At 54.8% G+C, this 11641-nt stretch carries 8 protein-coding genes; 2 read left to right on the plus strand and 6 right to left on the minus strand.

All coding sequences use genetic code 11. The features are described 5' to 3' along the window. Positions 1-130: 130 nt before the first annotated feature. From pntB to sdhA, 6 genes are all read right to left on the minus strand, one after another. Positions 131-1528, minus strand: coding sequence for a Re/Si-specific NAD(P)(+) transhydrogenase subunit beta (gene pntB, locus MN084_RS00205; protein ID WP_241085345.1), 1398 nt, complete (start codon positions 1526-1528; stop codon positions 131-133). A 15-nt stretch (positions 1529-1543) separates the two neighbouring features. Next, positions 1544-3106 carry a Re/Si-specific NAD(P)(+) transhydrogenase subunit alpha gene (locus tag MN084_RS00210; RefSeq protein WP_241086029.1) on the minus strand — a complete coding sequence of 521 codons (1563 nt, stop codon included), beginning with the start codon at positions 3104-3106 and terminating at the stop codon, positions 1544-1546. 90 nt (positions 3107-3196) lie between these two features. Beyond that, positions 3197-5110: an aconitate hydratase gene (locus tag MN084_RS00215; RefSeq protein ID WP_241085344.1), complete on the minus strand. Its 1914-nt coding sequence runs from the start codon at positions 5108-5110 to the stop codon at positions 3197-3199. A gap of 148 nt (positions 5111-5258) precedes the next feature. Beyond that, on the minus strand, positions 5259-6149 hold the full coding sequence (locus MN084_RS00220) for a CoB--CoM heterodisulfide reductase iron-sulfur subunit B family protein (RefSeq protein WP_241085343.1): 891 nt from the start codon (positions 6147-6149) through the stop codon (positions 5259-5261). Positions 6150-6152: 3 nt separating this feature from the next. Next, a complete protein-coding gene (locus MN084_RS00225; protein ID WP_241085342.1) occupies positions 6153-7154 on the minus strand; it encodes a succinate dehydrogenase/fumarate reductase iron-sulfur subunit in 1002 nt (333 codons plus the stop codon). Between the two features lie 11 nt (positions 7155-7165). Next, a complete protein-coding gene (sdhA, locus tag MN084_RS00230; protein ID WP_241085341.1) occupies positions 7166-8857 on the minus strand; it encodes a succinate dehydrogenase flavoprotein subunit in 1692 nt (563 codons plus the stop codon). A 477-nt stretch (positions 8858-9334) separates the two neighbouring features. On the opposite strand from sdhA, the gene MN084_RS00235 reads away from it, so the two are divergent. Further along, positions 9335-9979, plus strand: a complete 645-nt coding sequence (locus MN084_RS00235; RefSeq protein WP_241085340.1) for a 2Fe-2S iron-sulfur cluster-binding protein — start codon at positions 9335-9337, stop codon at positions 9977-9979. Positions 9980-10014: 35 nt separating this feature from the next. Continuing rightward, on the plus strand, positions 10015-11640 hold the full coding sequence (locus MN084_RS00240; RefSeq protein ID WP_241085339.1) for an FAD-dependent oxidoreductase: 1626 nt from the start codon (positions 10015-10017) through the stop codon (positions 11638-11640). The last annotated feature ends 1 nt before the right edge of the window (position 11641 follow it).

Genomic DNA, 11641 nt, shown 5'->3' on the forward strand with positions numbered 1-11641 from the left:
GCCGAAAGGGACCGGGCATAAAAAGGGCGACCGGGTTAACCCGGTCGCCCTTTTTTATTTCCCGAACAACCCCTTGATACACCGCAAACAGACGCGGTTAGGCACCTAATTTGCAGTCAATTTTACGCATCTAAAGATTAGCCAGAATCGCCTCCACACTCGCCTTGGCGTCACCAAACAGCATGCGGGTGTTCTCCTTGAAGAAGAGCGGATTCTGTACTCCCGCATAACCGGTCGCCATACTGCGCTTCATCACGATTGCTGTTTTTGCCTTCCAGCACTCAAGCACCGGCATACCCGCAATGGGGCTATCCGGGTTATCCTGAGCATCCGGATTAACGATGTCATTGGCACCAATCACCAACACGGCATCGGTCCCAGGAAAGTCCTCATTGATCTCATCCATCTCCATAACGATATCGTAAGGGACTTTGGCCTCAGCCAGCAGAACGTTCATATGGCCCGGCAAACGGCCCGCCACCGGGTGAATGGCAAAGCGGACATTGACATCCATCGCCTGCAACTTTTTGGTCAGCTCAAAGACCGGGTACTGAGCCTGAGCCACCGCCATGCCATAGCCGGGAACAATAACAACCTCAGCGGCATTCTTCAGAATCTCCGCCGTCTCTTCTGCGGAGACGGGGATCACCTCACCCTGATCGACATCGCCGGTGGAGGTCGATGATGAACCACCTCCAGTACCAAAACCACCGGCAATCACCGCCAAGAATTTACGGTTCATGGCACGGCACATGATGTAACTCAGGATCGCACCGCTACTGCCCACCAGTGCGCCAACAACGATCAGCAGATCATTGGAGAGCATGAACCCGGTGGCCGCTGCCGCCCAGCCGGAATAACTGTTGAGCATGGAGACCACAACGGGCATATCAGCACCGCCGATAGCCATCACCATATGGACACCGTACACCAGCGCAATCACCGTCATGATAATTAACAGGATCACCCCAGTGCTGTGAGATTCAGTCCCGACAAAACCACTGCCGAGCAGGATACAGGCGATACCAAGGCCCAGATTCATCCAGTGACGTCCCGGCAGCATCAGTGGTTTACTGGTAATAATACCTTTCAGTTTGCCGAAGGCGGCCAAGGAACCGGTGAAGGTCACAGCACCGATCAATACACCAATATAGATCTCGATCTCATGGATCGTCCGCTCCACACCCTCAAAATGGGCAGTGGGATCGAGATAAGTGGAATAACCCACCAATACGGCGGCCAGACCGACAAAGCTGTGCAGCATCGCCACCAGCTCCGGCATCTCGGTCATCTCCACCCGTTTGGCCAGAAAAGCGCCAACCGCACCACCGACGACCATACAGCCGATAATTGTGGCGTAACCCGTTACCTGGGCACCCAAAACGGTTGCCACTATGGCAATTGCCATACCAATGACGCCGTATAAATTTCCCCGCCGTGCAGTCTCCTGATTACTCAGTCCACCCAAGGCGAGTATGAATAAAACACTGGCTGCAATATAGGCAACCGTTATCATACCTTCAGTCATTTTCTTGCAGCTCTCCTATTTCTGGAACATTTTCAGCATGCGCTGGGTGACAAGAAAGCCGCCGGCTATATTGATAGTGGCGAAAAGAATTGCGATCGCCGCCAATATATTAACCAGCAATGAGCTTCCCGATACCTGAAGCAGGGCACCGATAACGATAATTCCCGAGATCGCATTGGTTACGCTCATCAGTGGCGTGTGCAGGGCTGGCTTCACATTCCAAATCACCATGTAACCGATGAAACAGGCCAACACAAAGACCGTGAAGTGGGCCAGAAAATCGGCCGGGGCCACTGCACCCACGCCCAGCATCAGCAGGCCGGCGACGGCCATACCAATGGTGCCTTTAACGGCACTCGGCTTCTCCTTCTCCTGTTCCACCGGAGGCGCTGCGGTTGCCATCTCTTTCTTCGCAGGAACAGCTGAAATTTTCGGCGCCGGAGGAGGCCAGGTGATCTCTCCCTGGTTGATCACAGTGACACCGCGAATCACCTCATCTTCCATATTGACATTGATCTGACCATCCTTTTCCGGAGTCAGGTCGGTCAACAAGTGCCTCAGATTGGTGCCATAGAGCTGGCTCGATTGGGTCGGCAGACGGCTGGGTAGATCGCTCAGGCCGATGATGGTGACACCGTGTTTGGTCACTATCTTGCCGGGTTCGGTAAGCGCGCAGTTGCCACCCTGTTCGGCAGCAAGATCGACAACAACACTACCATCGCGCATCGACTCCACCATGCCTGCGGTAATCAATTCTGGCGCTGGTTTTCCGGGAATCAGTGCGGTGGTGATAATGATATCCACCTCCATCGCCTGCTCGGCAAACAGCTTCATCTCCGCATCGATGAACGCTTTGCTCATCACCTTGGCATAACCACCCTCGCCGGAGCCACCTGCCTCCTCCTCGAACTCAAGCTCGAGGAATTCGGCACCCATGCTCTCCACCTGCTCTTTCACTTCAGGGCGGGTATCGAAGGCACGCACCACGGCACCCATGGCACCTGCGGTTCCAACGGCTGAAAGACCTGCGACACCTGCGCCAATGATCATGAATTTTGCCGGTGGCACTTTGCCGGCCGCGGTAATCTGTCCGGTGAAAAAACGGCCGAAATGGTTGGCGGCCTCGATTACTGCCCGGTAACCACCGATGTTAGCCATGGAGCTCAAGGCATCCAGTTTCTGGGCTCGGGATATGCGCGGGACGCTATCCATCGCCATCACTGTCGCCTTACGCGCCTTCAACTTATCCATCAGGCCTTCATTCTGTGCCGGCCAGACGAAGCTGATCAGATGCCCACCTTCCCGTAACAGCTCAGTCTCCTCTACGCCGAGGAGAGGATTGCATTCAGGGGCGCGCACCTTCATAACGATATCGGATCCGGCCCACAGGGCTTTGACATCGTCAATAATTTCGACACCGGCTTCGCGGTAGGCATCATCACTGAAATGTGCCTTTTCACCTGCACCCGCCTCCAGGGCCACGGAAAAACCCAGCTTCCGGATCTGTTCCGCGGTCTCCGGCGTCAGCGCAACGCGGCGCTCCCCGTCATGGACTTCCTTGGGAACTCCAATCTTCATGGACATTGCTGTCCTCCTCTATATTATCCGTTTTATTTTATTATTTAACTGCCAATACCCAAACGGGCATTGGCAATGGTCGTGTATTGATTAATGAGTGTTCTTGAAATAGGGCAGGGCACCACCCGCCTTCAGGATTGCCACATCCTTCTCTTCAAAGGCAGGGGTCAATGGAACCTTCTCACCGTTCACATCAAGGAACAGGTCGCCTTCGAGATCAGAGACATCAATGGAGACATTATCGCCCTGGCTGATTCTGGCATAGTCATCAACATTGGCGAAGGTCAGCGGCACGATACCGAAATTAACCAGGTTCGCCACATGAATGCGGGCAAACTGGGCCACCACCACCGCCCGGATACCGAGCCAGCGAGGGCAGAGCGCAGCATGCTCACGGGAGCTGCCCTGGCCGTAGTTCTCGCCACCGATCAGGAAGCCGTGGCCACCTGCATCGCGGTGGGCGACAGCACGTTCCGCAAACGTCGTATCCACCTGGTTGAAAGTGGCCTGCATTGCATACTCCTTGACGTTGGAGCGCAACGGCAGATAGATCCCGGCAGGCTGAATATCATCGGTACTGATATTGTCGCCCAGCTTGAGCATCACTTCGCCTTCCAGCCGATCCGGCAGTGCCCCAAAATCCGGCAGCGTCATAATGTTGGGACCACGAACCACCTCAACCTTATCCGCCTCATCCTCAGGCAGAGGCATGACAAAGGAGGTGGAGTCATCCACCTGAGGTGCCTGTTCAATCTCGACATGCTCACCCGGCAGGGTAATCTCACCGGTCAAGGCACTGGCCGCCGCCACCAGCGGGCTGACCAGATGCACCTCGGCATCGGCAGTACCGGAACGCTTGGGGAAATTGCGATTGAAAGTGCGAAGGCTGAGCCCTTTGCTGATGGGGGAGCCACCCTGGCCGATACAGGCGCCGCAACCGTTCTCCATCACCCGAACACCGGAGGCATAGAGTGAACTCAGGTAGCTGGAGTTGGCCAGTTGCATGGCTACCGCCCTGGAGCCGGGGTAGAGAAGGGTATCCACCACCGCCCGTTTGCCTTTCAGCGTCTGGGCAAAACTGGCGATATTTTCGTAGGAGCTATTGGTGCAACTGCCAACACAGACTTGGTCGATCTTGGTACCGGCATGGTCTGAAACCTTCTCCACATTACCCGGTGAAGGATAGATGGCGATTAGCGGCTCCAGCTCAGTCAGATCGATGTCGATGACATCTTCATACTCGGCATTCCCATCTGGCGACATAGGCTTGTAGTCACCACCACGCCCGCGACTCTCGAGATACTCCCAGGTCCGCTCATCACTGGGGAAGATCGATGTCGAGGCACCCATCTCAGCACCCATATTAGTAATAGTGGCACGTTCGGTAAGCGCGAGACTGGCCACGCCTGGACCGGCATATTCAAATATCTTCCCCTTACCGCCCTTGACGCCAACAATGGTGAGCATTTTGAGGATGACATCCATCGCCATCACACCTTCGCGTATGGCACCGGTCAGATTCACCTTGACCACCTGGGGCATGGGGATCTTGTACTCGCCCGTTGCCATGGCCAGCGCCACGTCATAGCCGCCCGCACCAAAGTAGATGGCACCCATGCCACCCGAGTTCACGGTGTGGCTGTCGGCGCCGATTCCGGTCATCCCCGGCTTGACGAAGTTCTCGATATTGAGGAAGTGACAAATGCCGGTGCCCGGTGGGGAAAAGATGATGCCGAGCTTCTGTGAAACGGTTTTCAGGTATTGATGGTCATCCGGATTTCTGAAACCCGACTGCATCATACTATGGTCAACAAAATTGACGGAGAGTGGCTTCACCCGTTTAACGTCCATCGCCTCCAGTTGCAGCATACACATGGTCCCGGTGGCATCCTGGGTGAATGCTTCATCGATCCGAAGCGTGACCACGCCACCCGGTGCCGGCAGATCGCCGCCGCCGACCAGATGCTCGGAGAAGATTTTTTCTGTCAAATTCAATGGCTTCATATATCTCTTCCTCTTCAATATAGAGATGGTATTGTGCAGCTCGAAAAAATCCCCTCTCCTTCAGGGAGAAGGGACTTCATCTATTTCAAGACTACCCTATGTTAATTCGCTAGACTAAATAAGCAAATTCATCCGGCAAATTTATCGACTAGAGTCGCACATTCACCGGCACCGCATGCCAGCTCAGCATCATATCCTCAGTCGACAGACCACAGGCCAAACCTACCAGTTCCGGCAAAAACAGCACTGGCAAAGCAAGATCATCACCTGCGGCAGCTAATGCTTTGGGTTGCACACCATCCAGATTCTTGAAACAGAGCGGGCAAGAGGTGACCATCATATCCACATCCTGCTTCTTTGCGCCCTGCAGTACAGCACCGGTCATCTTCACCGAAAGTTGATTATTCGGCCAGGTGGCATGATAGCCACAACAGTCATCTTTCGTATCATAGTCCACAATCTCCACACCCAGTATTTTCAGCACATCTTCCAGGGAGGTTGGATTGTAGGATGACTCATAACTCTGGATATCTTCCGGATTACGGGTATGGCATCCATAATAGGAGGCGACACGCAAGCCATTCAGCGGATTGACCACCCGCTGCGACAGCTTCTCCAGGCCGACATCCTGAGCCAGCATCCAGAGGGTATGGGTAAGTTTGCACTCCCCTTTATATTCGGTGCCATCCTCCGCCAGAATCTCATTCACCTGATCAAACAACTTTGCGTCCCCAGCCAGCCGCTTCTGCACATTGGATATCACATTAAAACAGGTCGAACAGGGGGTGTAGAAAGGCAGCCCCATGCTCTCTGCTGCTGCCATGTTGCGGGCATTGATGACCAGAGAGGTCAGCTCCGAACGCTCCTCTATCACACCGGCGCCGCAACAGACAGCGTCTTGAATAAGGTGAAGCTTGGCATCCACCTTGCCAAAAACCTGATTCAGAATACCGAAGAAGCGCTCATCCGCCCCTTGAAAGCAACAGCCTGAATAAAAAGCATAGTGGAGATTGCCATCGTCATATTGTTGGGTCGTCATGGGCTATTTTCCCCTCTTTTCAATTTCGCGCACCTTGGCGTAGATTTTCTTTGCGCTCCCTTTTCCCGGCAGGGTGCAGACCTCTCTGGCAGGCTTCAATCCCAGCTTCTCAAGACTTGCCTCCGCTGCTTCAATCGCCGTCCATCCCTTGGTGCCATTTACCACCACCGGCAGCATCGGCTTGTTGACCTGGCCATATTTTTCGACATCGTCGGTATAGGCGATGGCGCGGCGCGAACCCGGGGTATCGTGAATGCCATCATTGATGGAGATGCGCCGCATATAGCGGATAGAGTCCGCCGGTCTTGTCTCTTTCGGGCAAACCTTGATGCACTTGCGGCACTGGACGCAGGACCAGAGACCCTGATCTATTGAAGCCTGGATACGCATGCCGCGGAAGCTGTCCCTGGGGTCTATGGAAAAACGGTACGCCTTGGCGATGGTCAAAGGCCCGGCATAGCCATCATCCGCCTTCACCGAGGAGCAGGCAGAGTAGCAGGCACCGCAGAGAATGCAGTCAGTGATAAATCCAAATTTATCCAGCTGCTCCTGGGACATCAGACACTCCTGTTCGATGGCATCGGGTATGCACTCTCTCTTCTCCACCAGATAAGGGTGCATCCTTGCGAGCTTATTGATCACCGGATCAATATCCACCACCAGATCACGCAGCACCGGCAGGTTAGCCATTGGCGTAACGGTCACTGCCCCCTGGGCAAAATCCTTCAGGATAGGCAGCAACTGGGTACTGCAGGCCAGCACCGACTTGCGGTTGACCCGCAAAGTGCAGGAACCACAGATGGCAGAGCGGCAGAAGGCGCGAAATGTCAGGGAACTGTCCTGGGTATTCTTGATATGCCTCAGAGCCTCCAGGACCGTCATGCCGGTCTCCACTTCCATTTTGAAATTATCGAAGTAAGGGGCCTTATCCCTGCCCGGGGTGAAACGCTGTATACGAATGTTGGCGAGAATTTTCTCACGCTTGGGAGTAATCGCTTCGCTCATGAGATGATCCCTCAGTAGGTCCGTGCTTCAGGTTTGAAATCGGTAATGGTGACGGGGGCGTAACTCAACACCGGCTCACCATCATCCCCCAACATGACCAGGGTATGCTTCATCCAGTTGTCATCATCCCGCTTGGGATAGTCCTCACGGGAGTGGGCTCCCCGTGACTCGGTGCGTGCCAATGCGCCACGAACCACCACATCCGCCAGATCCAGCATATTGCCCAGCTCCAGAGCAGCCACCAGTTCGGTATTGAAAGCTCGCTCCTTATCCCTGACCTTCAGCCTCCGGTAACGCGCCTTGAGTTCAGCTACCCCCCGAACCGCCTCCTCCAGAGCCTTGGCTTCACGATAAATACCAGCCTTGTCTGACAACAGATTACCCATGTCCCGGCGTATATCAGCGGTGGTCTCATCTCCGTCACCCTCCATCAATCCATGAATTATCTTCTCCGCCAATACCAGCGCATCCTCGGGCATGTCAGGGAAACCGACCTTACGGGCGTACTCTGTAGCATGGATACCGGCACGCCGGCCAAACACCAGGATGTCGAGTAGTGAATTACCCCCCAGCCGGTTTGCGCCATGCACCGACACACAACCCGACTCACCGGCCGCATAGATACCCTTAATCATAGTAAGGCCATTGAGATCAGTATCAATCCCGCCCATGGAGTAGTGTGCAGTGGGTTTGATGGGAATCGGCTCCTCTAGGGGATCCACCCCTTCAAACTCGATACAGAGCTGGCGAATCTGCGGTAGACGCTCCAGAATCCGCTCCCTGCCGAGATGAGTCAGATCGAGAAAAACCTCCCCTTCAGGACCACCCCGGCCTCCGCGAACCTCTGTCTCAATAGCCCGCGAGACCAGATCCCTGGGGCCCAGCTCCATCTTTTCCGGGGCATAGCGGCTCATGAATCTTTCGCCAAGGCCATTGAGCAGGTAGCCACCCTCACCCCGGGCACCCTCAGTCACCAGAATACCTGTTCGGCGTAAGCCGGTGGGGTGGAACTGCATAAATTCCATATCCTTGAGCTGAAGTCCTGCATTCAATGCCAGTGCCGCACCGTCACCTGTGTTGCCATAGGCATTGGAAGTACGGTTCCAGTAGATACGGCCATACCCGCCTGTGGCGAGTATGACAGCCTTGGCCTGAATGGTATGCACCCGGCCACTTCTGATATCCAAGGCAACCACTCCCTGGCAACGCTGCCCATCGTGCAACAAGGAGAGGGTTATCCATTCATTGAAATAGTCCACACCATGGCGTATGCCTTGCTCATAAAGGGTATGCAGCATAACGTGACCCACTTTGTCTGCGGCATAGCAGGCACGGGGTCTGGAGGCACCACCAAAAGGACGCTGTGCGATCTTACCCTCCTTGGTCCGGTCAAAAGGACATCCCCAATGCTCCAACTCACGAACCACATAGGGGGCCTCTTTACACATCAATTCAGCCGCATCCTGATCCGCCAGATAATCCGAGCCCTTGACGGTATCGAACCAGTGTTGCTGCCAGCTATCCTCCGGATCTTTGTTCCCCAGGGCAGCATTAACGCCACCCTGTGCCGCACCTGTATGAGAACGGGTCGGGTAGACTTTGGTCAACACGGCCACTCTCAAATCTTCCGCCATCCTGGCTTCAAGTGCAGCATAAAGCCCGGCCCCTCCGGATCCAACTATCAAAATATCGTAGGTCAACATACTTGAGCTCCCGACAGTTTTGTCTATTCAGGCTTGCAAAAACCTGAGAATTCCAGCCTGTATACCTACTTTTGCCAACAAACACAATTTTTATAAGGTAAATTGTAAATATCTTTGCATTATGGATAACAGCATCGTGCCGGTCTTTGATTCTCTGGCGACGGGACACCTGAAGCAGCGCATAAGCGGAAAAAACACTAAATGCAACAAACCTGAATGAAACGAATCCGGAGCTCTTAATCTCATCAGGCAGACGTTTGCAAGAAAGACTGGAGGTGCCTGCTTTCTCGCATCAGCCTACTAATATCCATTAGTTTCACAAGGCAATAATCGAGGAGTTTATCTAAAACAACAAGGGGTATCTATATGATAAATATTGGAAAAATATTTCCACCATAAGGGCATAAGCAGAACAAATAACTGATCCAGCCCAATTTCATCCATAATATGCAGTCCTGCGGCAGAGAAGAAGAGTGTATGGGTGACCAAGTAACAGATACCGGAAGCAGTAACCAACAGCTCAACCTGACCATCAATGGCAAGTCGATCTCAGCACCCGCTTCACTCTCGGTGATACAGGCGCTTTGGCATGCCGGCTACCCAAGAGTCAAGAGCGTCGGCTGCCTTGAGGGGGTCTGTGGTTCCTGCCGTGTCATGGTTCGCCGGACCGACAGCCACGAAGTCACTACCGAGCTGGGCTGCCAGGTACTTATCGAAGAGGGGATGCATGTCAACTTCCTGCTTTTCCCCAACCCTACCCATCATAGCTATCAACTCGACGAAATAAGCAACTCCTGGGAAGTTCAGGGGAAATTCCACCAATTCTTCCCAGAGGCCGAAATGTGCCGCCACTGTGGCGGTTGCAACCAGACCTGCCCCAAAGGGATAGAGGTCGAGCGTGGTGTGGAACTCGCATCCAAGGGTCGCTTCAGCGAGGCCGGTGAGCTGTTCGTGGAGTGCGTGCTCTGCAACCTCTGCCAGACCGCCTGCCCGGAATCCATTGCACCTAATCATGTCGGGCTTTTCTCACGCCGGGTAACCGCCTATTTCCATTTCAGGCCATCAAACCTGATCAACCGCCTGGAAAAAATACGTAAAGGAGAGATGGAGATTATCCGCTAGAGCCATTGAGCTCACCGGAAACTGCACTGCTGCTTATGACTAAAGGCATCCCCTTCACAGCTGCCCTGGGGCAGTATCAACCCACAGCGGAACGTCCACTGCCGGAGCAGGAGATGGCGGGGGATGAACTGCTGTGCGCCTACCATCCTGACCACTATGTCGACTCGACCGTCCAGCTGAAAGTGGGCGTCAATAAGGGTGATGCCTGCCACCGTCAATTGGCCGACGTACTCCAGGCCGATGCCCGCATTGACGAGGCAGATCTGGCGGGCGCCCCTATTGTCGAGACCGACATTCTGGTCATCGGCGGGGGCGGCGCAGGCGGCGCGGCGGCACTCACCGCATCCAGAAGCGGCGCCAGAGTGATTCTGGCGACCAAACTGCGCATTGGCGACAGCAATACCGTCATGGCCGAGGGGGGAATACAGGCCTCCATAGAAAAAGATGACACACCCCAGATGCACTATGATGACACCATCAAGGGCGGACACCACAATGTAAACAAGGAGCTAGTGGCCAAACTGGCGATGGATGGGCCGGATGTCATCCGCTGGCTGATCCAGCAGGGAATGCAGTTCGATCTGGACAAATACGGCGACCTTCTGACCCGCAGAGCGGGCGGCTCCTCCGCTGCGAGGATCGTCTATTATCGCGACTATACCGGCCTGGAGATGATGCGGGTCCTGAAGGAAGCGGTGCGTACCAGCAACATAGACGTCTGGGACTATAGCCCGGTGGTCGAACTGCTATCCGACGAATCCGGCCACTGTGCAGGCGCCGTCATCTCCTCGCTTAAAGACAACCGCTACAAACTGATCAAAGCCAAGGCCGTCATTATCGCCACCGGTGGCATCGGCCGGCTACACCTCAATCAGTTTCCCACCTCTAACCATTTCGGCGCTACCGGCGATGGCCTGGTACTGGCCTACCGGCTCGGTGCGAAACTCCAGGATGTAGACTCCTTTCAATACCACCCCTCCGGCCTTGCCTACCCGCAGCATCTTGCCGGTACGCTGATCACCGAGGCCGTACGCTCCGCAGGCGCCTACCTGCTCAATGGCAACGGCGACCGTTTCATAGACGAACTCCAACCCAGAGATCAGGTGGCGGCAGCGATCCTTCGCGAGTGTGAAGAGGGAAGAGGAATCCGTGTTGCAGGAGGGGGCCAGGGTATCTGGCTTGATACGCCAGGCGTGGAACTGCGTACTCCGGGCATTTTCAAAGCCCGCTTTCCGAAGCTGATTCAGCTGGGGAAAAAGAGCAACATCGACCCAAGAAAACAGCCACTGCTGATCTACCCGACACTCCACTACCAGAACGGCGGAGTTGTGATCGACGATCACTGTCAAAGCAGTGTCCCGGGACTCTACTGCGTCGGCGAGGTGTGTGGCGGTATTCATGGGCGCAACCGGCTGATGGGCAATGCACTGCTCGAAATCATCAGCTTTGGCCGGCGTGCCGGAGTCCATGCAATGGAGAGTGCCCGTACACGCAAACACAAGAAAGCCTCGATCGAGCACTTGAGCCAGTTGCGCCGGGAGCTGACCCTGGCCGATATGCCGATGGATGCCAAGGGACCGGCACTGTTCCCCAGCTACGCCAAGTTCGAAAATGATTCGGACTACGATGGCCTGCACAAAAACACCCGGGCGGAGGGCTGAT

The sequence above is a fragment of the Candidatus Vondammii sp. HM_W22 genome, from assembly GCF_022530855.2.
In the GTDB taxonomy this organism is placed as follows: Bacteria; Pseudomonadota; Gammaproteobacteria; order Chromatiales; family Chromatiaceae; genus Vondammii.

Excerpts from the sequence above, each read along its gene's own strand:
- MN084_RS00225 (WP_241085342.1), bottom strand. The coding sequence starts at position 7,154 with ATGAGCGAAGCGATTACTCCCAAGCGTGAGAAAATTCTCGCCAACATT.
- MN084_RS00210 (WP_241086029.1), bottom strand. The coding sequence starts at position 3,106 with ATGAAGATTGGAGTTCCCAAGGAAGTCCATGACGGGGAGCGCCGCGTT.
- sdhA (WP_241085341.1), bottom strand. The coding sequence starts at position 8,857 with ATGTTGACCTACGATATTTTGATAGTTGGATCCGGAGGGGCCGGGCTT.
- MN084_RS00220 (WP_241085343.1), bottom strand. The coding sequence starts at position 6,149 with ATGACGACCCAACAATATGACGATGGCAATCTCCACTATGCTTTTTAT.
- pntB (WP_241085345.1), bottom strand. The coding sequence starts at position 1,528 with ATGACTGAAGGTATGATAACGGTTGCCTATATTGCAGCCAGTGTTTTA.
- MN084_RS00215 (WP_241085344.1), bottom strand. The coding sequence starts at position 5,110 with ATGAAGCCATTGAATTTGACAGAAAAAATCTTCTCCGAGCATCTGGTC.
- MN084_RS00240 (WP_241085339.1), top strand. The coding sequence starts at position 10,015 with ATGACTAAAGGCATCCCCTTCACAGCTGCCCTGGGGCAGTATCAACCC.
- MN084_RS00235 (WP_241085340.1), top strand. The coding sequence starts at position 9,335 with ATGGGTGACCAAGTAACAGATACCGGAAGCAGTAACCAACAGCTCAAC.